General features: G+C 66.2%; 14 protein-coding genes. 3 read left to right on the top strand and 11 right to left on the bottom strand.

The window, feature by feature from the left end; translation table 11 throughout:
• Positions 1 to 3: 3 nt before the first annotated feature.
• Positions 4 to 1671 (top strand): urocanate hydratase, encoded by a 1668-nt coding sequence (gene hutU / locus U0025_RS07780; RefSeq protein ID WP_004212471.1) that lies wholly within the window; start codon positions 4 to 6, stop codon positions 1669 to 1671.
• A 19-nt stretch (positions 1672 to 1690) separates the two neighbouring features.
• Here hutU and U0025_RS07775 read toward each other — a convergent pair whose 3' ends face one another.
• The 7 genes from U0025_RS07775 to U0025_RS07745 all read right to left on the bottom strand — a co-directional run bounded on the left by U0025_RS07775 (position 1691) and on the right by U0025_RS07745 (position 13330).
• Positions 1691 to 2701, bottom strand: a complete 1011-nt coding sequence (locus U0025_RS07775) for a glycosyl hydrolase family 8 (RefSeq protein WP_004212470.1) — start codon at positions 2699 to 2701, stop codon at positions 1691 to 1693.
• Positions 2691 to 3155, bottom strand: a complete 465-nt coding sequence (gene bcsD / locus U0025_RS07770) for a cellulose biosynthesis protein BcsD (RefSeq protein WP_004212469.1) — start codon at positions 3153 to 3155, stop codon at positions 2691 to 2693. Before bcsD ends, U0025_RS07775 begins: the two co-directional genes overlap by 11 nt.
• Complete coding sequence (locus U0025_RS07765) at positions 3155 to 6529, bottom strand: cellulose biosynthesis protein BcsC (protein ID WP_004212468.1); 3375 nt, start codon at positions 6527 to 6529, stop codon at positions 3155 to 3157. Before U0025_RS07765 ends, bcsD begins: the two co-directional genes overlap by 1 nt.
• Positions 6526 to 10902 (bottom strand): UDP-forming cellulose synthase catalytic subunit, encoded by a 4377-nt coding sequence (gene bcsA, locus U0025_RS07760; protein ID WP_004212466.1) that lies wholly within the window; start codon positions 10900 to 10902, stop codon positions 6526 to 6528. The genes U0025_RS07765 and bcsA overlap by 4 nt, the downstream gene beginning before the upstream one ends.
• The gene (locus U0025_RS07755; RefSeq protein WP_004212465.1) at positions 10899 to 11618 is read right to left on the bottom strand and encodes a ParA family protein; all 720 of its coding nucleotides are present in this window, start codon (positions 11616 to 11618) and stop codon (positions 10899 to 10901) included. Before U0025_RS07755 ends, bcsA begins: the two co-directional genes overlap by 4 nt.
• Positions 11618 to 11965 carry a hypothetical protein gene (locus tag U0025_RS07750; protein ID WP_004212463.1) on the bottom strand — a complete coding sequence of 116 codons (348 nt, stop codon included), beginning with the start codon at positions 11963 to 11965 and terminating at the stop codon, positions 11618 to 11620. The genes U0025_RS07755 and U0025_RS07750 overlap by 1 nt, the downstream gene beginning before the upstream one ends.
• A gap of 192 nt (positions 11966 to 12157) precedes the next feature.
• Positions 12158 to 13330 (bottom strand): FAS1-like dehydratase domain-containing protein, encoded by a 1173-nt coding sequence (locus tag U0025_RS07745; protein WP_004212462.1) that lies wholly within the window; start codon positions 13328 to 13330, stop codon positions 12158 to 12160.
• A gap of 295 nt (positions 13331 to 13625) precedes the next feature.
• Here U0025_RS07745 and U0025_RS07740 point away from each other — a divergent pair, with 295 nt between their 5' ends.
• Positions 13626 to 15206, top strand: a complete 1581-nt coding sequence (locus U0025_RS07740; protein WP_004212460.1) for an ABC-F family ATP-binding cassette domain-containing protein — start codon at positions 13626 to 13628, stop codon at positions 15204 to 15206.
• Here the strand turns inward: U0025_RS07740 and nagE are convergent.
• From nagE to U0025_RS07720, 4 genes are all read right to left on the bottom strand, one after another.
• Positions 15203 to 16879 (bottom strand): N-acetylglucosamine-specific PTS transporter subunit IIBC, encoded by a 1677-nt coding sequence (gene nagE / locus U0025_RS07735; protein ID WP_004212458.1) that lies wholly within the window; start codon positions 16877 to 16879, stop codon positions 15203 to 15205. The genes U0025_RS07740 and nagE overlap by 4 nt on opposite strands.
• Positions 16876 to 19344, bottom strand: coding sequence for a phosphoenolpyruvate--protein phosphotransferase (ptsP, locus tag U0025_RS07730; protein ID WP_004212456.1), 2469 nt, complete (start codon positions 19342 to 19344; stop codon positions 16876 to 16878). The genes nagE and ptsP overlap by 4 nt, the downstream gene beginning before the upstream one ends.
• On the bottom strand, positions 19341 to 21617 hold the full coding sequence (locus U0025_RS07725; RefSeq protein ID WP_004212455.1) for a beta-N-acetylhexosaminidase: 2277 nt from the start codon (positions 21615 to 21617) through the stop codon (positions 19341 to 19343). Before U0025_RS07725 ends, ptsP begins: the two co-directional genes overlap by 4 nt.
• Before the next feature lie 130 nt (positions 21618 to 21747).
• A complete protein-coding gene (locus U0025_RS07720; protein WP_004212454.1) occupies positions 21748 to 24408 on the bottom strand; it encodes a TonB-dependent receptor in 2661 nt (886 codons plus the stop codon).
• 200 nt (positions 24409 to 24608) lie between these two features.
• On the opposite strand from U0025_RS07720, the gene U0025_RS07715 reads away from it, so the two are divergent.
• A complete protein-coding gene (locus U0025_RS07715; RefSeq protein ID WP_004212453.1) occupies positions 24609 to 25352 on the top strand; it encodes a GntR family transcriptional regulator in 744 nt (247 codons plus the stop codon).
• Positions 25353 to 25355: the final 3 nt, after the last annotated feature.

Genomic DNA, 25355 nt, shown 5'->3' with positions numbered 1-25355 from the left:
TCCATGACCCGCACCGACAATAGCCGCATCATCAAGCCCGCCACCGGCTCCAATCTCAGCGCCAAGAGTTGGCTGACCGAAGCGCCGCTGCGCATGCTGATGAACAATCTCCACCCCGATGTCGCCGAGCGGCCCGAGGAACTGGTCGTCTATGGCGGCATCGGCCGCGCCGCGCGCGACTGGGAAAGTTATGACCGGATCATCGAGACGCTGAAGCGGCTGGATGACGACCAGACCCTGCTCGTGCAGTCGGGCAAGCCAGTCGGCGTGTTCCGCACCCATCGCGATGCGCCGCGCGTGCTGATCGCCAACTCCAATCTGGTGCCGCACTGGGCCAATTGGGAGCATTTCAACGAACTCGATAAGCGGGGCCTGGCCATGTACGGCCAGATGACTGCGGGTAGCTGGATCTATATCGGCACCCAGGGCATCGTGCAGGGCACCTATGAGACGTTCGTCGAGATGGGGCGCCAGCATCATGGCGGCAGCCTCAGCGGCAAATGGCTGCTGACGGCGGGCCTCGGCGGCATGGGCGGCGCCCAGCCGCTCGCCGCCGTCATGGCCGGCGCATCCTGCCTCGCCATCGAATGCCAGCCCAGCCGCATCGAGATGCGCCTGCGCACCGGCTATCTGGATGTCGCCGCTACGACGATCGAGGAAGCCATGGCGATCATCGAGAAAAGCTGCGCCGACAAGAGGCCCGTCTCGGTCGGCCTGCTTGGCAACGCGGCCGAAATCCTGCCCGACATGTTCGCGCGGGGCATCCGCCCCGACCTGCTGACCGACCAGACCAGCGCCCATGATCCGGTGAATGGCTATCTGCCCGCCGGCTGGACCGTCGCCGAATGGATCGAGCGGCGCGAGCGCGAGCCCGAAGCGGTGGCGAAGGCCGCCAAGGCCAGCATGGCGGTTCATGTCCGCGCCATGCTGGATTTCCAGGCCGCCGGCGTCCCCACCACAGATTACGGCAATAATATCCGCCAGATGGCCAAGGACGAGGGCGTCGACAATGCCTTCGACTTCCCCGGCTTCGTGCCCGCTTATATCCGCCCGCTCTTCTGCCGCGGCATCGGCCCGTTCCGCTGGGCGGCGCTGTCGGGCGATCCGGAGGATATCTACAAGACCGACGCCAAGGTGAAGGAACTGCTGCCCGACAATGCCCATCTCCATAACTGGCTCGACATGGCGCGGGAGAAGATCCACTTCCAGGGCCTGCCCGCCCGCATCTGCTGGGTGGGCCTTGGCGATCGCCATCGCCTTGGCCTCGCCTTCAACGAGATGGTGGCAAAGGGCGAACTGAAGGCCCCGGTCGTCATCGGCCGCGATCATCTCGACAGCGGCTCGGTCGCTTCCCCCAATCGCGAGACCGAGGCGATGATGGATGGGTCGGACGCGGTCAGCGACTGGCCGCTGCTCAATGCCCTGCTCAACACCGCATCCGGTGCGACCTGGGTGTCGCTGCACCATGGTGGCGGCGTCGGCATGGGCTATAGCCAGCATAGCGGCATGGTGATCGTTGCCGACGGCACGGCGGAAGCGGCCGCGCGGCTGGAGCGGGTGCTGTGGAACGATCCCGCCACCGGCGTGATGCGCCATGCCGATGCGGGCTACGAGATCGCGCGCGACTGTGCCCGTGACAAGGGGCTCGACCTGCCGGGGATATTGGGCTGAGCCACCGGCTCAGCCCCGATCAGGCGAGCTTGCCGGCCAGCATCTGCAGCGAGGCCGCATAATAGTCGGTCGACAGGCCTGCCGGTTGCGGCAGGCCCATGATCTTGCCGGCAATCGCCATGCCACCCGCCGACAGGGCATAGGGAGCGACCTCCCCGGACTGGACATCGACCCAGGCCGGGATCGGCTGTTGCCGGGTCACATAGCCCTGCCAATAATCCCGGATCGGCTTCAGCAGCGCCGCCCGGCGCCCGGCCTGGGCGTAGAGCGGCACGCGGATCGCGTCGAAGCCGAAACGGGCGGGCTTGCCCACGGCCGGCACGACCATGTCATGGCCCGTCACATCGACCCAATCGGTCGGCAACTTGAGCGGACCGAATTGCGCCGCCGCCATCAGCGCTTCGCTGTCGCTGATGATCCGCCCCCAGGCCGCCTCGCCATCCAGGCGACGGAAGGCGTCGAGCGCGGGCCAGACGAAATAGGAAGGGTTGAGCGTCACCGCCTCTGGCGTGACGAAGCCCTTCAGGCCGGGCAGCAGCAATTTGCGCCCATGGCGTTCCAGCACCAGATGCTGGCGGATGGCGGCGCGGATCTCGGCCGAACGGCTGGCATAACGCCCCTCGCCCCAGTTTTTGGCCGCCTCCGCCAGTGCCCAGGCGATGAACAGGTCGCCATCGGTCGCATTATTGGTGTCCGCCACCGGATCGGGCTGCCGCGGGTCATAGCGCCAGGCGTAAAGCGCCATATCAGGCCGGACCAGATTGCTATCGGTCCAGCGCAGGATGGCGTCGAACGCTTCCCGGTCATCGTTCCACAATGCCAGGCCCAGGCCATAGCCCTGCCCCTCGCTATGGCTGACACCGCCATTGCCATTGTCGATGATGCGGCCGGACGGATCGAGAAAGGCGGCCTTGAACCGGGCCCAGTCGCCATTGGTCACGCTGCTGCCCCGCGGCTGACGCGCCTTGGCGCAGGCTGCCGTGAAAACCAGTCCCATCCCCACCAGCAACGCACGCCGGTCAACGCCCATGGCGTATTTCCATGATGCCGTCGCGCCATTGCAGCACGGATGTATGCAGGTCCGCGCCGCCGCCCAGCGCCCGGAACCAGGCGTCATAGGCGCCACGCAGCATCGGCGGCGCCATGTCCGCCCAGCGGCCATCGACATCGCCCTGGAGCGTTTCGGGCAAGCCGACATGCTGGATCATGATTGCATCGTCCGTCATCCGCAATTGCGCCTCACCCCAGCCCAACGTCCGCCACAGCCGGTTGATCCGCGCCATCAGCGCGTCCCCGTCCGAAATGTCGGCGACCTGAAGCAGGGACGCGATGCGCCGACCGACCGCGCCGAAAAAGGCATCGGCCTGGCCACGGGTCGCGGTGCCGAACACCTCGCTGCCGATCATCGCGGTCAGCAGCGACAGCCCGTCCATCGTCCACTGATCGGTTTCGGCGGGCTGATATTCCACGGCTTCCCGGATCATCAATTGCCTCCCAGAGACTGTTTGATCCCAATCAGCGACTTGAACTCGTCATAGCTGCCGAAGGTGTTGATGCTCATCTCACCGCCGACCCGCGTGCTGGGACTGACACGATAATAGATCGAGCCGTCCGCCGAAAGGGCAAAGCCGGTCTTGCTCAGGCTGTCATAATAGGAACGCACATCGCTGTTCTGGGCCTTGAGGCCATCGAGCACCGCCTGTGCCGCCGGATCGGTCGGATAGACGTTGACCTGATCCTGGCTGTAGCTCTGATAGCCAGGCGCCACGCCGGCCTTCACCTCCAGCAGGTCCGACGCATAGGCATACCGCACCGGCAGGCTGATGCTGAAGAAGCTCTGCGGGCTGAAATAGCCGCCAAAGCCATAGGTGAAGTAGTTCTGATTATTGTCGAAATCCTGATAGTTCACATTGACGCCGCCGGTGATCGACGACCGATCGCCGCGATAGAAGGGCAGATAGCCACCGACATTGGCCTGGAAACCATGGTTCTTGCGGACGTCATGCCCGGCATATTTATAATAGGACAGGTCGCCATAGACCCCCGCCCCATCCTGATCATAGGAGAAGGATGCGCCGCCGCCGGTCCGCATTACCTGGCCCCACATCGCCCCGGTCACGGGATCGCGTGTGCCAGCATAGGACAGGACGCTGTCGGTCACCGGCTTGCGCTCGAACCAGGCACGCGCCGTCGCATAGGGCGAGAAACGCGGGCTGATCGCCGCATGCCAGGTCACGTCGCTATCCTCGAAACCGAGCGGCGTGACGCCAGCCTCCAGCTTCAGCAGCGGCGTCTCATAAGCGGCCGACAGCGCCACGCCGGACGCATGCTGGGTATCGGCGTCCACCAGTGCGGATTCCTCCTGATCGACGATCCCCTGCGCTTCGGGCGTCGCATTGCGACCGAAGCGGGCAAGGCCCGACCGGCTGGGACGACCGGCATCCAGCACCACGGCTTCCGCCCTGGCCTTGATCCGGCCGTTACCAACGCTGGTGGAGACTTCGGCCGATCCGGTCAGTTCCTTGAGTTCGCTCAGCCCCGCTTCGCCCGATCGCTCGCGATAGCCGGTGCGCAGTTCGGCGCGTGGGCCGCTGTCACGGGTCAGGGTGCGGATCTCGGTCTGGATGCGGTCCATCACCGGATCGCCGCTTGTCATCATCGATCCGCCGGGCGCAGACGCCGGTACACCAACGGCCGGATAGCCACCCGGCATCGGCGCGGACTGGGCCACGACCGCAGGCGGGAAGCCGCCGGCTTCGCCAGCCTGCGGCATCGGCGCGAACGCCATGCCTGCCGGTGACGGCGCCTGTCCGGCCAGCCGGGCGCCCGATCCCAGCGCGAACGGATTGACCGCCGCAGGAGCAACCGCAGCCGACTGGTTGCGGAACGGGTTGTTGCCCTGCATCGTCGCGGCGAAGGGATTGCTGGCGGTGACATTGCCTGCGCCGCTCTGCGCGGCATAGACTTCCTTCGCGCGCTTCAGGTAGCGCAGCGCGGCGCCCTCGTCGCCCCGCGCTTGCTCCATCCGCGCCGCCGCCATGTAGATCTGATAATCATTGGGCGACTGCTGCAAGGCGCGCTCGATCGTGGCGCGCGCCAGATCCTTGTCGCCCGCTGCGCCCGCCGTCTCGATCAGGCCCATCAACGCGCCCTTGTCATTGGGCGACTGGGCCAGGACCAGTTGGTAGGTCTGGGCCGCCTGGGCCGGCATGCCGCCGGACTGATAGAGCCGTGCCAGCGCGGCCAGCACTTCCTGATTGCCCGGCGCAGCGTTCCACGCGCCCTGCAGCAGGTCGAAGGCCTGGGCGTTCTGCCCGGCCAGTCGCAGCCGATCCGCCTGCGACGCCGCCATGATGCCGTTCATCCGCGCCACGACACGCTGGCCGTCGGGCGTATTGCCCGCCAGTTGCGCGGCGCGCTGCACGGCGCTGGTGGCAAAGGCATCGCGTCCGGTCTTGGCCAGCACGCGCACGATCGGTTCATAGCCGGCCGGGTCGGTGATGGTGCCGGCGGTCAGCGCCTGCTGCGCCAGTTGCGCCGCCCCTTCCCGGTCACCCAGTTCGAACATCGCGTCGGCCACCGCCGCCTGCTTGGTCGGGTCGATGCCGGGGGTCGCAGCCAGTTGGCGCAGCGCCATCAGCGCATCGGCCTGCCGGCCCTGCGCGGCCATGGCCTTGGCCCGCTCGATCGCACCGTCCACCTTGAGGCCGACGGCGAAATTGCGCATCTGTTCCGTGCGCTGCATTTCGGGAATGCGCGCCATCAGCGTATCGGCGGCCGACGCCCGGCCGCGATCGGCGTTGAGCAGCGCGGCCGCATAGAGCCAGTCCGGGTCGCTCGACGATCCCAGCGAGTTGATCAGCGATTCTGCCTCGGGCAGGCGCTGGCGCTGGATCAGATAGCGGGCAAACTCGTAACGGATCCACGGATCCTGCTGGTCCAGCAACAGGCCGGAATGAAATTCCTGTTCGGTGGTGACATCATCGCCGCGCGCGGCCGCGGCACGGGCGCGATCGCGCGCCGCCCGGCTCGCCAGCCGACCATCGGACTGTTTCGTCCCTTCATTTGCCTGCCGGTAGAGATCTGCCGCATCGGCATAGCGCCCCTGCCGCTCATAGATATCGGCCAGCAATTCGAGCGCCGGGCCACGCTGCGGATAGCCGGAACGGACCAGCGCCTCGGCATCGGCCTGCGCTTCGCCAAGCCGGCCCTGCGCCAGCGCCGCGCGCGCATCGGCAAGCCCGCCAAAGAAGCGGGCGGAGGCCAGCGCCTGCGCCCATTGCCCGGCCGAACCGCGCTGCGACGCCTGATCGAGCAGGTCACGCGCTTCGCCAAAGCGCCCCTGGCGCAAGCGCACCAGGCCAAGACCGCCCAACGCGTCGGCATCGTTGCGATTGGCCGCCACGGCGCGCTCGAACGCACGCTCGGCGCCATCCAGATCATTGGCGTCGAGCGCCTTGAAACCACTCGCGCGCGACGCGCCACCGCCAGCATTGCCGCTCGGGCGCGCTGCTTGCGTCCGATTTGCCGCCGAGGGGGCCGCAGCCGGCGTGGGCGTCGGGCGTGGCGTCGCTTCGGCGCGCCGTGCCGGCGCGGGCGCGGGCGTGGGTTTCGGTGCCGGCTGTGCCTTGGGCGGCGGGCCAGCCAGCCCCTTTCGCGCTTCGGCATTATTGGGATCGAGCGCCAGCGCCCGGCGATAGGCCTGGTTGGCGAGATCCTGTCGCCCCTTGGACTGCCAGTAGCGGCCCTGCTGGATCAACGGCGCGACGCCCGGCACATCGGCCAGCGTGGGCAGCGGCGCCATGCAGGCCAGCCCCAGGGCGGCGCAGGTGACACGCAGACGGAGGGTGCTACTCATGCCTCATCCTCCTTGCTCAGGCGGCGGCGCTGCTGCCGGCTGAGGTAGAGATAGAGCGGTCCGGCGAGGATGAGCGCCGCGAGCAGGCCACAGGCGGCCATCAGCAGAGGGCGCTGGCTCAGCCAGAAGGCGGCCTTCATCCAGAAGGGCAGATAGCCGACCCAATAGCCTGGCCCCACAGCAAAGCTGCTCATTCCGTCGCCACTGGTAACGGCCAGGTCGCCCTGGATTTGGGCGTTGATCTTGGCATCGGCCATGCCGCCGACCAGATCGGGCAAGGCGCGCGGATCGTCCGCCAGCAGGGCCACGACGCTGCGACCGCCCTCGAACGGGGATTCGAAGCCGACAATGCCGGCAAAACCGCTGGACGAGGTCACGAACGCGTCTGCTTCGCCATCACCCGATCGATCGAACGGCGAGAAGAAGGCGAAGATGCGCTGGATCGGGCTCATCTCCGTCACCTGCAGCCGGCCATTTTCATAACGGACCGGTGCGCCAGCGAAGAGCTGGTCGGAACCCGCGACACTGCTGCCACCGATAACGATGATGTCACGCCCCTGCAGCCGCTCGCCATCGACAGCGTTGGCGACCACGACGCCCGTGACCGGCGCGCCGGTGGAATCGCCCATACGGCCCATCAGCACCAGGAAGGCCTCGACCGCCCCGGCCGAAGGCTGACCACCCATCAGCACCGTGGTCTCCGACAGGTCGGGACGAATGGTGAAGGGATAGCCGGCGCCCGCAAAGGTGGCGAGATCGGGCATATGCAGCGCGTGATAGGCGCGGCTGAGGTCGATGCTGCTGCTCGGACGCACGCTGACCCGGACATTCTCAGGCAGCGTCCCTTCGCACTTTTTCTTGTCGGCAATGATCAGATTATAGTCGAAGATCAGCTCATTCTGGCCGAACAGATTGTAGCGCGGCAGCACGATCGAGGCGCTGGAATCGTTGGACGATGCGCCCTGCGCCCCGAACAGGCTGTCCCACCAGCCCGCCCCGGCGAGCGGCAGCGTGCGCAGATACTGGTTGTTGATCGAGACATCGAGGCGCGAGGCACGACGATCGAGCCATTTGGCCGCCGGATAGCGGTAGCGCAGGTCCAGGCGACCGCCCTGGCGCGGCCAGAAGAAGAGGTCGGGGGCGACCCGGAAGCGCGCCGACAGCGGTCCGGGCGGCAGGCCCATGCCCTGCAGCGCATTGGCATCCATGATCTCGCCCAGCTGGACCGGGCGGTCGGTGCGCAGCCAGCGCGGCGCGGCATAGCGCGCATAGGTCGGGATGCGGACGCCATCGAAGTTCATCCGCGCGCCGCTCAGCACACCGCGGCCGCTGGCGATCGCCGCAGCGGCCAGCTTCAACTCGCTGGCATTGCGGCCCATCACCACCAGCAATTCGCCGAACGTGTCGCGCGGATTGCGGATGACCGTGGCGCTCGGCCCGGTGATCGACAGGTTGAGGCCGGCGATCGGCCGGTCCGGCGTCGCGAACAGGATCGCGTTTCCGGTCGGGATCTGGTTGTAGACCGGCTTGAACGAAAAGCCGCGATAGCTGGCCTGGGCGCCCAGCCAGGAGGCCAGGCTGGCGGCCGCCTCCATTTCGCCAGCGCGCGGCGTGCCGGCGAAGACGAAGGGCAGGCGCAACGGCAGATTGTCGTGCCGGTCGAAGAAGGGACCGGGCAGACGGCCCAGATCCGGCGCCATCGGCAGCGTCTGGACGCTGAGGTCGAACCAGGAGCGGACATTGCTGATATTGGCCCAGAGCGAACTGTGGAACGGATCCTCGCAATCGCGCGCATAATGGCCGACCAGGCGCAGGTTCAGCTGGTTGTCGCCAGGCAGGAACAGCGCCGGATTGACCGGAATGGTCAGGTTCTGACCACCGGACTCGCCGGGGTTCAGGCGAATGGTGCGCACCACTTCGCCGTTCAGCAGCACGACCAGCTGGCTGAGGTCGCCGAGCATCGCCGGCGACCAGGCGAAATTCAGCGTCAGGCTGCTGTCGGTCACCACCTCGTTGCGGCGCATGCCGAAGGGAATGCCGATTTCGCCGCGCGTGCCGGCCAGGCGGATCGGCATCTTGACCTGCAGGTCACGGAAGCTGAGCCGCTGCTTCTGCACGCCCGCTGCGGTGGCGGGTGCCAGCGTGGCCGCAGGCGCCTGTGCCGCCTGTGCGAAGGCGTGACCGCTGCCTGCGAGCACCAGCGTCCCGATCGCGGCCAGGCCCAGCAATGCGGCCGCGGCCTGCTTGGCGGCTTTCGCCGCGGCGGCCAGGCGAACGGCCTTCTTATGCTTGCGGCGCTCCGTGCGGTTGAGGCGGAACAGGCGCTTGAGGGTCATATAGTCGACCACGATGATATCCCAGAGAGAGTGCAGGGCCGAAACCGGCTTGCGGGGGGCAGCGGGCTGCCAGGCATCGGCACGGCCCATCACCGCGCGGACAAGGTGGCGCGAAGAGATCATGTCCAGTTCCTGAAAGCGCAGATTGACCTCGCCCCGATCGAACCGGACCATTTCGACCGGGATCGTCAGCTTCTCGTCACCCATCGGCAGCGACATATGGGCGACACGCCGGTCGCGCAGCGGGAAGTCGGGCGGCACGGCGATCGCGGCACCGCCCATCGAAATGTCGATCGTCGTCGCGTCGATCACATAGCCATCGGCCATGTAGAGGGTAACCGGCAATTCGGTGACGATGCGGATATATTCGCGCGCCTGCCGCGTCTCGCGCGCGACCGAAACGGCGGCGATCAGGATGATCAGGCTGAACACGGCCCAGACGACGTTCAGCACCAGCGTATCGGTCTGGATGTTGAACAGATGCGGGAAGAAGACCCGCTTCACGATCGCCAGCCCGATGCCGAAGATGATGAGGCCGATGCAGATCAGGTGCGGGCGCACCGTCGACAGGTCGAAATAGGTCCGGTCGAGCAGGCTGCCCTTGTCCGTCACGTTGAACTTGCCCTTGCGCGGCTGGAAGAAGGTCATGACCGTCGGGCGCGCCAGGTGAAAGGCCAGGATCGTCTCGTAGATTTCGCCCCAGAAAGGCCGGCGATCCCCGCCCTGCGTATTGGCCGACGATGTCATCGAGCAGACCAGATGCGGCAGCGCATAGGCGAAGATCAGCGAGGCCGAGGCATGGATGATGTTCTGGCCAAAGATCAGATAGGCAAGCGGGCTCGTCAGGAAGACGATGCGCGGCAGCGGAAACTGGAAATGCAGCATCGCATTCAGGTAGCAAAGCCGCTGCTGCCAATTGAGGCCGCGCCCGAACAGCGGATTGTCGATCCGCAAGATCTGCGTCATGCCGCGCGCCCAGCGGATGCGCTGGCCGATATGCAGCACCAGCCGCTCGGTCGCGAGGCCAGCGGACAGGCGCGCGCCGATATAGGCGGTATTCCAGCCCATGCGCTGCAACTTCAACGCGGTATGCGCGTCCTCGGTCACCGTCTCGCCGGCAAAGCCGTTGGTCTGGGCCAACGCATCACGGCGGATGACGGCGCAGGAACCGCAGAAGAAGGTCGCGTTCCACAGGTCGTTGCCGGACTGGACGGCACCGTAGAACAGGTCGCCCTCGCCCGGCAGGTCGCGCACCGTGCCCAGATTGCGCTGGGCGGGATCGGGCGAATAGAAATGGTGCGGCGTCTGCATCAGCGCCAGCTTGGGATCCTGCTGGAACCAGCCGACGGTCATCTGCAGGAAGGCGCGGGTCGGCACATGGTCGCAGTCGAAGATGGCGATCAGTTCGCCATTGGTCTTCTTCATCGCGGCATTGAGGTTGCCGGCCTTGGCATGAAGATTGTCGCCGCGGGTCAGATAGCCGCAGCCGGCCTGGCGCGCGAACGCCTGAAACTCGGGGCGACGGCCGTCATCCAGGATGAAGACGCGGAAGCGATCGGCCGGATAGTCCATGTCCATCGCCGCGAACACGGTGTTGCGTACGATCTCCAGGCTTTCATTATAGGTCGGGACATAGACGTCGACGCTGGGCCATTGATCGGGCTCGCCCTCGATCTCGACGACTTCACGATCGAGCGGCCAGCCAGTCTGCAGGAAGCCCAGCACCAGGATCAGCCAGGCATAGACTTCCGCGAGATACAGGCCCGACCCCAGCAGAAATTCTGCCAATGTGCCGAATTCGAGCGTCTCGGTGGTGCGCCAGAACATGTAGCGGGTCGATACGATCATCGACAGGATCGCCAGCACCAGCAGTGCGCGGCGGCTGCGCAACCGGCCTAATATGGTCGCGCCCACGATGGTGATGCCGGCAAAGATCCACTGCGCTTCCAGATCGAGCGGCACGGTGATCGCCAGCAGGGCGAACAGCCCGGCCAGCACCAGCAACCCGTTGCTCAGGATCGCCTGCCGGGCCTTCACGAAGTAGCCTCCTCGGCCGCCTCAACCAGGCCAGCCGCCTGTTCCACGGTCGTGACCAGCCTGCGCAGATCGTTGAGCGCCACGCTGGCCGGCGCGAAGCGGGCCAGCGGCTCGAACATCGCGCTTGCCTCGTTCACCGCCTCGTCACGGCGGATCGTGCCGAGCAGCTTGCTGCCGAACAGTTCGCGCAGGAAGATATGAGTGTGGCGCGACAGGCGATGCGTATCGTCCAGATGGTTGAGCACGAACCCGGTCTTGGCAAGATCGATCGTCGCCGTGCCCGGCTCGACCTTGGGCAGGGCCGCCAGCGATCCGGGGCGCGGATGCAGCGGGCAGACATGCAGGGCGGCATGCGGCAGCAACATGTCCTTGGTCTCGCGGTCACCCGCCGCCACATCGGCAATGAAGATCTTCTTGCCGGCGAACGGCGAATGATCCGGCTTGCCCAGCAGATCCTGGAAGGTCGCGTCACGGCGCAGGCCATAAGCGGAAAAGAGCGCGACGCCCGACACCGCGATCTGGTCCGCGCTGCCGTCGTTCAGTTCCGGCAGGCCCTGGGCCGGGGTCAGGCCGAAATAGAGCTTGAGAGAATCCTGATAGGTGAAGTCGAGCGCGCTGACGTCATGCCCGCGCTGCGCCAGATGGATCGCCAGTTGCGCCGCGATGAAGCTGGTGCCGACGCCGCCCTTGGGCGAATGACAGAGGATCAGCGGCATCAATAATCTCGCTTGTCGGGGTCGTTCGACAGATGGCCCAGGAAATCGCGCAGATTGCCGCGCGGCGCAGCGGATGGCGGCGCGTCCTGATAGGCGTCGAACATGCTGGTCACATTGGCGCGGGGTGCGGGCGCAGGCTGTTCCGGCTCCGCGCGGCGGATCGCCAGCACGGCTTCCGCCTCGCGCGCTTCCAGTTTGGACAGGGGGCGTCCAACCACGCGCGGGTCGGTCAGCAGGGCCTCGAAGATCGGCCACAATTCCATGTCCGCGAAACTGTCCGCGAACTCGCGATAGCGAAAATCCCGGCGCCCCAGCCGGGCCAGAAGGCTTTCTGCGTCGGAGCGCATGGCCCTGTTCTCCCTGATATCCAAGGAAAACCTAGAGTAAAATGGTTAACAAAATCTTTAGAAATTCGAAGAAGTTGCGCCATTGCGGGCGCTGCGTGCGACGCACCGTTCGTCGCACGCAGGAAAATCCCCTTTTTGCTTCAACATCTTGGCGCCGCGAGCCGCAAAAACGCGCCGCGGCCATTGCCGCGATTATTTGCGCGGCAACGCAACTTCCGCCTTGGCGGTCGCCAGGGTCGTGCCCAGCTGATTGACCATGCGGCAGTCAATCTGCACCACGTCGCGTCCGTTATCGTCGACGAACTTGTCGACCACCGTGCCGGTCATGATCGTGATGTCGCCGGTGAAGGCCGGCCCGCGATAGGAGGCGACCGAATGGGTCACCATGCCCCATTCGCCGGCCCAGCCGGCCAGATAATCGACGATCCAGGCGCCCATCGACGCGCCATAGCCATAGGCCCGCGGCATGCCGATGAAGCGGGCCCAGCGGGGGAAGAGATGGCCGCGCGATGGGCCGAAATAGGCGCCATCGGTCAGTTCCGGATTGATCCGCTCCATCACCGGGTCATTTTCATGCCCCGCCATTTCCTTGACGAATCCCAGCGCCTCCATGTCGAGGTCGGTGCGCCGGTGCGTGCCGCCCCAGATGGTGAAGAGATAGGCGCGCCATTCGGTGGTGAAGCTGGCGATGCTGTGCGGGCCGATGACGCGCTCGGGCAGAGCCGTGCCGATCTGGATATCGTCCCAATAACGTTTGCCATGGCCCAGTTCGTGCAGCATCTGCACCCAGTCGAACTTGCGATCCTGGATCTGCGCCAGTTCCTCGTCGCTCCACACCGGATCTTCGGTGCCCTCGACCACATCGGTCGTCTTCTCGCGCCCCGCCTCGGCCAGATAGCGGATCGAGGTCGAGCGCTGCTTGGCGATCAGCTCGCCATTCTGGTTGTAATAATTATTGTCGCCGCGCTGGAAACAGGTCGGCCCGGCGAACTTGGTATCCTTGACCGTATAGTCGAACGGAATGCGCTCATTATGGACCAGGTCGCCGCCCTGGATGCGCGGACCATAGAACCACCATTCGTCGCCGCCGAACAGCAGGTGCGAATTGGGGATGGAACCGACGCAGGCCGGTCCGGCGCCATGGCCATCATCCATCGTCACGGCAAAGCTCTGCGGCGCGACCAGCCGCCCCCAGCGCCCTTCGGCGGCATAATCGGCATCATAATGGAGCAGATTGGGATAATGCATCGCCTGCGCCCAGCGGCGGATATCATTATTGTGGATCGGCTCGCGCATCCGCGCAGGCTGCATCGGCTTGCCGAGATATTGGTCGATGTCCGAACAGTCGAAGACGGCTATGCTCATGGTTCCCCTCCGAGGAAATCTTTGTTCTGCCCTGCCATGGCGGAGCAGCGCCCGCCGGCACAAGTCCAGGACCGGCAACAGCATGCGCACAGACGAGCGGGAACATCCCGCCAGGCCGCAGAAAAGCGCGGTTTTTCGTCGTTTATCGCGATGCCGATGTTTGCCCTGTGCGGCCCGGCGCTTGAACAGGGCGGCGATCGCAGCTAGATTGCCGCCTCAATTCACAAGAAAAGAGACCGTGCCGTGGATTTCAACCTGACCGCAATGCCGATCTGCAACGCTGCCAGGGAAATTCATGCTCATGCCCGCCATATCCTGTTCCAATCTCGGCTGGACCACGCCTGACGGCCAGTCCGTCCTTTCCGGCCTAGACCTTCGTTTCCAAAGCGAACGCACCGCCCTTGTCGGCCGCAACGGCGTCGGCAAGACGACCCTATTGCGCCTGATCGCCGGCGATCTCACCCCCAGCAGCGGCAGCATCACCGTGCAGGGCCGGCTCGCCAGCCTGCGCCAGGCCGTGCAGTTCGGCGCGGATGAACGGATCGCCGACCTGTGGGGCGTCGCCGATGCCATCGCCCTGCTGCGCCTGGCGGAAAGCGGCGACGCATCCGCCGAACAGCTGGCCGATGCCGACTGGACGCTGGAAAGCCGGATCGACGCCGCGCTGAAGCGGGTCGGGCTCGATGTCGGGCCGGATACCCGGCTCTGCACCCTGTCGGGCGGCCAGCGCACCCGCGCCGCACTCGCCGGCGCGATCTTGGAAGCCCCCGACTTCCTGTTGCTCGACGAACCGACCAACAATCTCGACCGGGCCGGGCGCGCGGCGGTCGCCGAACTGGTCGATGGCTGGCGTGCCGGGCTGATCCTCGTCAGCCATGATCGCGAACTGCTGGAGCGGGTCGACGCGATCGTCGAACTCACCGGCCTCGGCGCTCAGCGCTATGGCGGCAACTGGTCCCATTATCGCGAGCGCAAGGCGGTCGAACTCACCGCCGCCGCCCATGATCTCGACATCGCGGAACGACAGGTGAAGCAGGCCGCGCGCAAGGCCCAGATCGCGACCGAGCGCCAGCAGCGCCGCGACGCCGTCGGCGCCCGCAAGGGCGCGCGCGGCGACATGCCCCGCATCCTGATCGGCGCACGCAAGAACCAGGCGGAAGTATCGTCCGCCGCCGGCCGCCATGTCGCTGAGCGCCTCCGCGCCGAGGCGGAGGATCAGGCGCAGGCTGCACGCAGCCGGGTCGAGATATTGGAGCCGATCCGCATCACCCTGCCCTCGACCGGCCTTGCGCCGGATCGGATCGTCCTGCGCCTCACCGATGTCAGCGTCGGCCATGATCCCGCGACGCCCTTGCTGGAACATGTCGAGCTGCTGGTCGAAGGGCCGGAACGGATCGCCATCACCGGGCCCAATGGATCGGGCAAGACCAGCCTGCTTGCGACCATGGCCGGCACATTACTGCCGCTCGCCGGGCGGATCGACCGGCCAGTGCGTCACGCCGTGCTCGACCAGACCGCCGCACTGCTCGATCCCGCGCTGTCGATCGCGGACAATCTCGCGCGCCTACATCCCGAACTGGACGAAAATGGCCGCCGCGCCCTGCTCGCCCATTTCCGCTTCCGGGGCGATGCCGCGCTGCAGCGCGTCGGGAGCCTCAGCGGCGGGCAAATGCTGCGCGCGGGCCTGGCCTGCGTGCTGGGCAGCGCGCCGCCGCCGCTGCTGATCCTCGACGAGCCGACCAACCATCTCGATCTCGAAGCGATCGAGGCGGTGGAGGCGGGCCTGCGCGGCTATGACGGCGCCCTGCTGGTCGTCAGCCATGACGAGCGTTTTCTCGACGCGATCGGCATCACGCGCCGGATTGCACTTGGCTAGGCGGCCCGCAACGCATCCGCCAGCGGCTCCGCCCGATCGCCCAGGATCAGGTGCAGCCAGCCATCGGCCGATGCCGGAAGCACCCAGGCCTTGACCCCGGCGCCCTGCAACGCGGCCGCATCCACGGCAGCGGGCCTATCGACGCGCACCAGCAGACGCGTGCCGCGCTGCTCGACGGCGCGCACACCCGCGCCCTTGAGCAGCGCGATCAGATCGGACGTCGCCGCCATCGGTACCGGATCATGCCCGGCCAATGCGTTACGGATCTCCGCTGCGACCTGATCGGCGATCGGCCCCAGCACCACCTGGAAGCCGCCGTCGCGCAGGCGGACGATGCCGCGTGCGCCCAATGCCCGCAGCCGCGCCTCGTCCGCGATCGTGCTGTCGCCCAGCACCAGCCGCAGCCGGGTGGTGCAGGCATCGACCGATCGGACATTGGCCTTCCCGCCCAGCGCCGCGACCATCGCCGGCCCGCACGCACCGGCCACGCTGGGCATCTCGGCCGCAGCGGCGGGTTCATCCTCACGCCCCGGCGTCTTCAGGTCGAAGCGGCGGATGCACCAGCTGAAAGTGACATAATAGACGGCGAAATAGACAAGCCCGACCGGGATCAGCATCAGCGGCTTGGTCGCAAGGCCATAGTTCATCAGATAGTCGAACAGGCCGGCGGAAAAGCCGAAGCCCAGCTTCACGCCCAGCGCGTCCATGACCACCATCGACAGGCCGGTCAGCACCGCATGGACGACATAGAGGATCGGCGCCAGGAAGATGAAGCTGAACTCGATCGGCTCCGTCACGCCGGTGAGGAACGAGGTGAGCGCGAGGCTGAGCAGCAGGCCGCCGACCCGCTTGCGCCGATCGGGCAAGGCGGTGCGATACATGGCAAGGCAGGCGGCGGGCAGGCCGAACATCATCACCGGGAAGAAGCCAGACATGAAGCCGCCGGCGGTCGGATCGCCCGCGAAGAAGCGCTTGATATCACCGGTCGCGCCATGGAAGTCACCGAGCAGGAACCAGGCGACATTGTTGATGATGTGGTGCAGCCCGGTAATCAGCAGCAGCCGGTTGAGCAGGCCATAGACGAACAGGCCGAGCGGCCCGGCCGCCACCACCCACTGGCTGAGGCGATCGATCCCCGCCTCGATCCAGGGGAAACCAAGGCCGAACATCAGCGCACCGAACAGGCCGGCCAGCCCCGCAACGATCGGCACGAAGCGCCGCCCCGCGAAGAAGGCCAGATAATCGGGCAGCTTGATGTCGGAAAAGCGGTTGTAGAGCAGCCCGGCGATGATGCCCGACAGGATGCCGGCGGGCACGGAGACCTTGGCGATTTCCTTGGCGCGCCAGGCCGCCTGCGCCGCCTCCGCCACGTCGGGCGGCAGGACGAGCAGCACCTTCGCACCCTCGGTCGTCACCAGATAGGCGATCACCCCGGCGAGGCTCGCCGCGCCATGATTTTCGCGGGCCAGGCCAACGGCGACACCAGCGGCGAAGAGCAGGCCAAGATTGGAAAAGATCGCGTCGCCCGCCGCCGCGATGAAGGGAATGGCGAGCATGTCGGGCTGGCCAAGGCGCAGCAGCAGCGCGGCGATAGGCAACACCGCGATCGGCAGCATCAGCGCACGACCAAGGGGTTGCAGCCGGGCCAGCAGGGTGGCGGGACGGAAGCTCATGCCAGGACTCCTTGAGCCATTGCGCGGACGGCGGCGGCACTTTCGGCGGCGCAGGCGCGCTCTGCCAGGTCGATGCAACGGGCCATGTCGAGCGTGCGCACCACCGCCTTCAGCCGGGCAATGGCGGCGGGCGTGGCGGACAATTCGGTGATGCCAAGGCCGATCAGGATCGGCGCGGCCAGCGGGTCGGAGGCAAGGCCGCCACAGACGCCGGCCCAGCGGCCATGGCGCTGCGCGCCGCGGCCGACTTCGCGGATCAGGCGCAGCACGGCGGGATGCAGCGCATCGATCCGGTGCGACACCGCGGCATTGCCGCGATCGACGGCCAGCGTATATTGGGTCAGGTCATTGGTGCCGATCGACAGGAAATCGGCTTCCGCCGCCAGCATGTCGGCCAGCATCGCCGCAGCCGGCGTCTCGATCATCACGCCCAGCGGCACCGGCACGTCGATGCCCAGCGCCGCCTTTTCCGCGTCCAGCATCGCCCTGACCGCGCGATAGTCGGACAGGTCGGCGATCATCGGCAGCATGATGCGGCACTGGTCCGCCGGCACGGCGCGCAGGATCGCGCGCAACTGCACCTGCATCAGGTCCGGCCGGGCGAGGCTAAGGCGCACGCCGCGCAGGCCCAGCGCCGGATTTTCCTCGGCCGCCATCGGCAGATAGGGCACCGGCTTGTCGCCGCCAATGTCGAGCGTGCGGACGATCAGCGGCCGGTCGCCCAATGTCGTTGCGATACCGGAATAGATTTCTCTTTGCTCGGCCTCGTCCGGCGCCTCCGCCCGCTCCAGGAACAGGAATTCGGTGCGCAGCAATCCGCAGCCCTCTGCCCCGGCCGCCACGGCGGCGGCGGCATCGGCCTGTGATCCCAGATTGGCGAAAATCTCGATCCGGGTGCCGTCGGCCATGCGGCAATCGGCATGGGCCTGCGCCCGGTCGCGGCTGCGCTGCTCGCGTGCGGCGGCGATCCGCTCGCTGACCTCCGACAATGTGTTCACGCCCGGATCGGCATCGATCCGCGCCCCGTCCGCGTCAAGAATGACCGTCCGCCCCTCGGCGATGGCCAGCACATCCCGCCCGGCGGCGACCAGCATCGGGATGCCGGCCGACGCCGCGAGGATCGCGACATGGGAAGTGGGACCGCCGGCCGCCGTGCAGATTCCGGCCAGACGGTCCCTATCGAGCGCCAGGAACTGCGAGGGGAGCAGATCCTCGGCGATCAATATGCTTTGCGGGGGCAGCGCCGGCACCGCGCTGGGCTCGCTACCGAGCAGGGCGGCGATCAACTGCCGCTCGATATCGATCAGGTCCGCGACACGTTCCATCAGCAGCGGGTCGCCGGTCGCGCGGATCGCCTCGGCCGCATGCGCGGTCGCATGGCGCCAGGCAAAGGCTGCGCTGCGCCCGGCATCGATCTGATGCCCGGCCGCCTCGGCCAGTTCCGGGTCGGCGAGCAGCGCGCGATGCGCCGCCGCGATCTCGGCGGCCAGACCATGGCCCGCCGACAATTCTGCATCGACCGCCGCCATAGCCCGCGCGAGCGCGGCATGTTCGGTCGTCCCGCCCTGCCCGTCGCGCGGCACGTCGACATCGGCGACGCGCAGCTGCACCACCTGGCCGATCGCCAGACCCGGCGCGGCCGTCACCGGCCCATGCTGCGGCACGACCGGTGCCGGCGCGGGATAATCGGCCTTCGCCTCCTCGCCCAACCCCGCTGCGATCAGCGCCACCAGCGCCTCGACCGCCACGCGGGCATCGCTGCCCTCGCCCCGGATGATGATCTCATCGCCGCTACGCACGCCCAGGCCAAGCAGCGCTACCGTGCTGCGTGCATTGACGCTCTTGCCGTCCCGCACGATCGCCACCGGCGCGACGAAGGTGCGCAGCAGCGCCGCGATCCGCGCGGCCGGGCGGGCATGAATGCCATGGGGGGCGTCGACGCGCACGACCCGTTGATGGCTGTCACCTTCGCTGTCACCTTTGGCCGTCACCGGCGCCAGCGCCGTGATCCGCGCGACGCCATCCTGCCAGCCGACCAGCCGGTCGAGCGGCTCCAGCGACAGGGCATAGCCCTCGCCCGCCAGCACCACCGGCGTGATCAGCGCCTTGGCCCCTTGCGCCACGGCGTCGAGGTCGAAGTCTATCAGCAGATCGCCTGCCGCCACGGCATCGCCCGGCTTCACCTGCGGCGTAAAGCCTTTGCCGCCCAGCGTCACCGTCTCCAGCCCGACATGGATCAGCAGTTCCGCACCATTGGCCAAGCGCAGCGAAACCGAATGGCCGGTCGGCGCCACCGTCAGCACGGTCGCGTCGGCCGGCGCGCGCACTTCGCCTGCGATCGGGTCGATGGCAAAACCCTCGCCCATCATCCGTTCGGCAAAGACCGGATCGGGCACGCTTTCGATCGGCGCCAGCCAGCCCGCCAGGGGCGCGCGCAAGGTCACGCTGGCCATCATCCCGCTCATGGGATCAGTTCCACCTGCTTGATCGCCCATAGGGGCTCAACATCCTTCGCCGTATAGGTGATGCACAAATTTGCCTTACCGTTGCGCGGCGCAATCGGCGCGATGAGGCGGGTCACTTCCGGATTGCCGACCGCTGGCGCCAGCGGCAGCACCGCGATGCGCTCGCCCTCGCAACTGCCGGCCCGCACCTCCACTTCGCCGGCCGGCGTCGCCGGGGCGCGGAAATGAATGGCGTCACGATCCTTGCCGATCTGGAAATTGAACGGCAGCTGGCCGACATCGATGGCGATCCTGGTCGCGCCGCCGACCGGGGCGTCGACATAGAGCCAGCAGGGCTGCAGGATATCAGTCAGGAAATGCGCCCGCTCGCCCTGCGCCGGGGCATCATCCTCCAGCGACAACACCACCTTGTTGGCGCAGCTCGCCAGTTGCTCGTCGGTGCGGCGGCGCAGGAAGGACGCGTCGAGGCCGATGTCGATCGCGCCCGGCATCATCCCGCCGCGCCAGGCAGTGCCGGCCCGCAGCCGGGTACCGACCGGCAGGCTGAGGCCGTCCTTGTAGACCGGCGCGCGCGGCGTCACCGCACTGCCATCCAGCGTATAATGGATCGGAAAGCCCGACTGGCTTTCCAGCGTCACCCGCGCCGCCTTGTCGCCCGGCGCATAATCCGTCTTCGCCGTCACCGTCAGCGCGCTGATCGCGGGCTTGAGGCCAAGCCTCCCCATGCGCGCCATCTGTGGCACCAGCCGGTCCATGAAGCTGGCAAAATCATGGCTCGCGACCGGCGACCAGCCGATTTCGGCAACGGCGCTGCCGCGCGGGAATTGCTGCCACTGGGCGCGCTCCTCGGTGCGGACATGCTCGGTGAAGAGATTGCCCTGCAGCCCCAATATATGCTGCTGCTCTGCGGCGCTCAGCCCTTCGGGCTCGGGATTGAAATCATAAACGCTGCGCAGGTCGGACAGATGGCCACGCCCCGGCGGTTCCAGCGGCCCGAAGCCCTGGCGATTGTCGAAATAGAGGATCGGCGCCGGGCTCAATATCGCGTCATGGCCCGACTTGGCGGCGGTCACCGCCCCCTCGATCCCGCGCCAGGAGGTGATGGTGGCATGGGGCGAGGCACCGCCTTCCAATATCTCGTCCCAGCCGATCGGCTTGCGGCCATGTTTCGTCAGGAAATCGTCGATGCGGTGCATGAACCAGCCCTGCATCGCGTCCTCGCTGCTGATGCCCAGCGCCTTCATCTTCGCCTGCATCGTCGGCGAGGATTTCCATTGGTCCTTCACCGCCTCGTCGCCGCCGATATGGATATAGGGCGACGGGAACAGCGCCATCACATCGGTCAGCACGTCCTCCAGAAAGCCGAAGGTCGCATCATCGACATTATAGAGCCAGGGGAAGACGCCCCAGTCGGACTCCGTACCCGGCGGGATCGGCACGCCCATGCCCAGCGCGGGATAGGCGCGGATCGCCGCCAGCGCATGACCCGGCATCTCGATCTCCGGCACGATCATGACGCCGCGCGCGGCGGCATAGGCGACGATCTCGCGGATTTCGGCCTGGGTGTAAAAGCCGCCGACCTTGGGCAGCGGCGGCGCGCCGGGCGCCCCGGCGGGCACGCGCCAGGCGGAAATTTCGGTGAGGCGCGGATATTTGGGGATTTCGATACGCCAGCCCTGATCATCCACCAGATGCCAATGCAGCCGGTTGAGCTTGTTGACCGCCATCCAGTCGATCAACTGGCGGACATAGGCCGGCGACTGGAAATGGCGGGCGCTGTCGAGCATCAGCCCGCGCCACTGGAAGCGCGGCGTATCGGCAATGTGCATCGCCGCGACCGCCACCGGGCCGGCGGCCTGATCCTGCGTCATCGCCTGCCACAGCGTCACCGCGCCATAAAGCAGGCCAGCATCGTCGCCCGCAGCGATCTCGGCGCCCTTGCCGGTCACGTCGAGAGTGTAGGATTCTGCCGCGCCGGTCTTTGCCCGGCGGAAGGATATCGCATTGTTGGCGTCAGCGCCCGTCTCGATCCGGGGACGAAAGCCCCGGCTGCGCGCGACCAGATCCGCGAACCGCTCGGCCGCGTTATGTGCGGCGGCGTCATTGGCCGGAACCCGTATCGGGGTGGTGGATGTAATCTGGAAACTGCCCTCCCCCTCGCGCATCTGCGCGGGCACCGGCAAGAGGCGGGGCAGTTCGGCGATGGCCGGGGCGGTGGCGATGCCGGACAGCATCAGCGACGCAAGCAGCGTCAGGCGGCGGGCACGGATCACGAAACAGGCTCCCGAAAATAGCGTGCCCCTGCCGCGCCGCGCGGACGCGACAAGGTACGTGCGGCGGGCGGACGCTGTTGCGTTCCGTCCCGCCGTCTTCAAGTCATGCGCCTTCTGGCAGGCGAGGCAATCAATAGTTGAAGTTCACCGTCGCCAGGAACTTGCGGCCCGAGCGATAGACGCCGCGCGGCAGTGCCGTAGTGTTGGCATAGGCATAATATTCCGCGTCGGTCAGGTTCATGCCCGACAGGGTGATGCCGATCTGCGGCGTGACATTATAGGTCGCCGACACGTCCAGATTGTCGGAGTCCCGCACGAACATATTGTCGCCACGGTCGATGCCGGTGAAATATTTCGACCGCCAGGTGTAAGTGGCGCGCAGCGCGACCGGACCGCTTTCGAAGAAGGGGCTGACGCTGGCCTGATGCTTGGAATTATAGGGCAGCGCCTGGCCGCCTTCACCCGAGCCGTCGGAATAGGTGTAGTTGGCCAATATGCCAAAGCCATAAGGCAGGTTCTGCTGATAGGCGACGGCAAAGCCCTTCACCTCGGCCGAACCGGCATTGTAGGGACGGCTGATCTGATAGGTCGTCACCCGGCCCTGAGACTGGTTGAAATAGCTCTCGGGCGCCGTCTTCTGCAGGATATAATTGCTGATATCCTTGTAGAAGACTTCCGCCGACAGGATCGATCCCTGCTTGAAATACCATTCGACCGAGGCGTTGAGATTGCCCGACGTATAGGGCTTCAGGTTCGGGTTGCCGCCACCGCCGGTGAGGACCGTGTCCGACAGCCAGAAATAATTGGTCATGTCGGCATAGTTGGGACGCGACATCACCTTGGCGGCGGAGAAGCGCAGGATCAGATCCTGCTGCGCGGTCCAGGCGATGTTGGCGCTGGGCAGCCAATTGTCATAGCTGCGCTTGGTCGTCTGCCAGGTCCAGTCCGCCGCGCTGTTGCAGGGCGCGCCGGCGTTGCAGACATAGCCGGCGCTGTCGGTCTTGGTGTTCACATAGCGCACGCCGAAATTGCCGCGCAGCGTGCCGGTATCGAAATTGGCCTGGGCATAGACCGCGTTGATATCTTCCTGGATGTTCCAGTTGCCGGCGGTAAATTCCGCCGCCGCGAAGATCGACGGCGTCGGCAGCGTCTGGCCTTCCAGATAGTCGACCATCGATGGGCCGCTGATGATGAAGCGGTCGGTCATCTGGTCGTTCACGCCGCTGAAGCCGCGCAGATAATTGCCCGCGACCGTCTTGGGATCGAACTGTGCAGCGGCGACGCCCAGGCCATTGAGCGCGATGCCCGCATATTGCTGGCCGGTCTCGTGATGGCGATATTTATAGCCGATCTGGATGCGCTTCAAAGCACCGTCAAAGTCGAAACCGAGGTCGGCCTGGCCGTAACGCTCCTTGTCGCTGGTCGGCTTGGTGACGGTGTTACCGCTCCAGCCCGGATCGGTCACGAAGGCATTGGGGTTGCCCTGAACATCGGTGGCATAGCTCAGCGAACCCGGCGACTTGGGCGCACCGCCAATATTCACGGTATAATCCGCCCAGTTCAGGAATTCGAGGAAGACCTGACGCTTGGTGCCGCCGTCCGCGTCGGACAGGCCGCCTTCGACCGTCAGATCCCAGGTGCCGCCGTCCCAACTCGCCTTGCCGCGATAGGTATCTGACTTCATCTCGGCTTCACGATACTGGACGTCCAGCACCGACAGCGCATTCTTGAAGCTCGCGCTGGTGACGATGCCGTTATTGACCTCGATCCCGGTCAGCGCGCCCAGGCTGTTCCAGGTATTGCCCTGGAAGGCATACATGGACTGGTTGAGGTTGTTGTAGGTGGCGTCGATCTTGAGCCAGCTCGCTTCCAGGGTCAGCTCGTCGACCGGCTTCCACTGGGCGGTGGCCGAATAGGTCAGGCGATCACGGCCCTGTTCGAAATAGGAGGTGCCAAAGGCGTTGGGGCTGATCGCGTCGAGATTATTGCTCAGCGTGGTGGCGCATTCGCCGACGCAACCATTGTCGCGCGAGTCCACCGGATTGTCGGCATTGCCGCCGGCCCACTGGTCGGCTTTCATCGTGCCATAGGTTTCGACGCCGTCGCGGCGCAGCCGGTCCTTGGCGCGCTGGAACGAGGCGAGAATGCCGAACGTACCCTCTTCATTATGCCAACTGACCAGCGCCGACCCCTGGATATCACCCTTCTTCGAGCGGTCATTATAGAGATAGCCAAGCTGGCCCGCCATGGTGAAGGGCTTCAGCTCCAGCGGCTTGCGGGTCACGACATTGACCGTGCCGCCGATCGAGCCTTCGTCGATGCGCGGTTCGGGCGACTTGTAGACATCGACCCGGCCGACCAGCTGCGGCGCGAGCAGCGCATAGTTGAAGGTGCGGCCCGGCGAGTCGAGGATGAACCAGTCGGCCGACGCCACCGTCTGGCCGTCCAGCAGGGTGCGGTTGAGCGCCGGATCGGTGCCCAGGATCGACACTTTTTCGCCCTGGCCGAACTGGCGGTCGACGGTGACGCCGGGCACCAGCGTCAGCGCTTCGGCGACATTGGTATTGGGGAATTTGCCGACATCTTCGGCGGAAATGCTGTCGACGATCGCGTCAGCGTTCCGCTTGACGTCGATCGCCTTGGCGAGCGAGGCACGATAGCCGGTGACGACGATATCGCTGGCATTTGCATCGGCGTCCGGCGCGGAAGCATCGCTTCCCTGCGCATGCGCGGCACCGGAAAACAGCGCGATGGCGCTGGCGGTACCGACCAGAAAAGTCCGAATCCCCATATCTCACCCCTTATTTATATTTGATGCATGGCACCAATTGGGCGGACCAACTGCATACCAATAAGCAGACCATCCGCCGAAGTCATATCGCCGTCAAGAGGGATATTTTCAAAATTGTGACGGCGTTTGAAATTTTTCACTGGCATATGGTATTTAATTGGTCTTAGTGTGCAAACAACACAGATGCTGGTGGAGACGAGATGCCGCTGCTTGCCGAACAGATTGGACCGCTCGACGCGCTGGGCGGTGGCCCGCTCTATCGCCGGCTCGAAGACGCGCTGCGCGAAGCGCTGCGCACCCAGCGACTGAAGCCCAATGAAGCGCTGCCGCCCGAACGCGACCTGGCATCGGAACTCTCGGTGTCCCGCATCACCCTGCGCAAGGCGCTGGATTCGCTGGTCGAAGAAGGACTGCTGGTGCGCAAGCAGGGCGCCGGCACCTTCGTCGCCAACCGGGTCGAAAAGCAGTTCGCCAAGCTCTCCTCCTTTTCCGAGGATATGGCGGCGCGCGGCCGCACCGTGCGCAGCGAGTGGCTGGGCCGCAGCGTCGGGGCGGTGACGCCCGATGACGCGCTGACGCTGAGCCTCAGCCCTGGCGCGGCGGTCTACCGCTTCAACCGCATTCGCTATGCCGACGATGTCGCGATGGCGCTCGAATATTCGACCATTCCCGGCTTCGGCCTCGATGGTGCCGATGTCGTCGGCGCCTCGCTCTATGCCGCCCTGGAAGCCGCCGGCAACCGTCCGGTCCGCGCCCTCCAGCGCCTGCGCGCCGTCCTGTTCAACGCCGAACAGGCCAAGCTGCTGGGCATCGAGGCAGGGGCGCCCGGCCTCTATATCGAACGGCGCGGCTTCCTGGACGATGGCCGCGTCATCGAAGCGACGCAAAGCTGGTACAGGGGCGATGCCTATGACTTCGTTGCCGAACTCGACATGCGCGCCTGACCG

Source organism: Sphingobium yanoikuyae, from assembly GCF_034424525.1.
In the GTDB taxonomy this organism is placed as follows: domain Bacteria; phylum Pseudomonadota; class Alphaproteobacteria; order Sphingomonadales; family Sphingomonadaceae; genus Sphingobium; species Sphingobium yanoikuyae.
Note: the sequence above shows the minus strand (reverse complement) of the source record. Positions and strands in the feature narration are given on the sequence as shown.

Excerpts from the sequence above, each read along its gene's own strand:
- hutU (WP_004212471.1), top strand. The coding sequence starts at position 4 with ATGACCCGCACCGACAATAGCCGCATCATCAAGCCCGCCACCGGCTCC.
- U0025_RS07775 (WP_004212470.1), bottom strand. The coding sequence starts at position 2,701 with ATGGGCGTTGACCGGCGTGCGTTGCTGGTGGGGATGGGACTGGTTTTC.
- bcsD (WP_004212469.1), bottom strand. The coding sequence starts at position 3,155 with ATGATCCGGGAAGCCGTGGAATATCAGCCCGCCGAAACCGATCAGTGG.
- U0025_RS07765 (WP_004212468.1), bottom strand. The coding sequence starts at position 6,529 with ATGAGTAGCACCCTCCGTCTGCGTGTCACCTGCGCCGCCCTGGGGCTG.
- U0025_RS07755 (WP_004212465.1), bottom strand. The coding sequence starts at position 11,618 with ATGCCGCTGATCCTCTGTCATTCGCCCAAGGGCGGCGTCGGCACCAGC.
- U0025_RS07750 (WP_004212463.1), bottom strand. The coding sequence starts at position 11,965 with ATGCGCTCCGACGCAGAAAGCCTTCTGGCCCGGCTGGGGCGCCGGGAT.
- U0025_RS07745 (WP_004212462.1), bottom strand. The coding sequence starts at position 13,330 with ATGAGCATAGCCGTCTTCGACTGTTCGGACATCGACCAATATCTCGGC.
- U0025_RS07740 (WP_004212460.1), top strand. The coding sequence starts at position 13,626 with ATGCTCATGCCCGCCATATCCTGTTCCAATCTCGGCTGGACCACGCCT.
- nagE (WP_004212458.1), bottom strand. The coding sequence starts at position 16,879 with ATGAGCTTCCGTCCCGCCACCCTGCTGGCCCGGCTGCAACCCCTTGGT.
- ptsP (WP_004212456.1), bottom strand. The coding sequence starts at position 19,344 with ATGAGCGGGATGATGGCCAGCGTGACCTTGCGCGCGCCCCTGGCGGGC.
- U0025_RS07720 (WP_004212454.1), bottom strand. The coding sequence starts at position 24,408 with ATGGGGATTCGGACTTTTCTGGTCGGTACCGCCAGCGCCATCGCGCTG.
- U0025_RS07715 (WP_004212453.1), top strand. The coding sequence starts at position 24,609 with ATGCCGCTGCTTGCCGAACAGATTGGACCGCTCGACGCGCTGGGCGGT.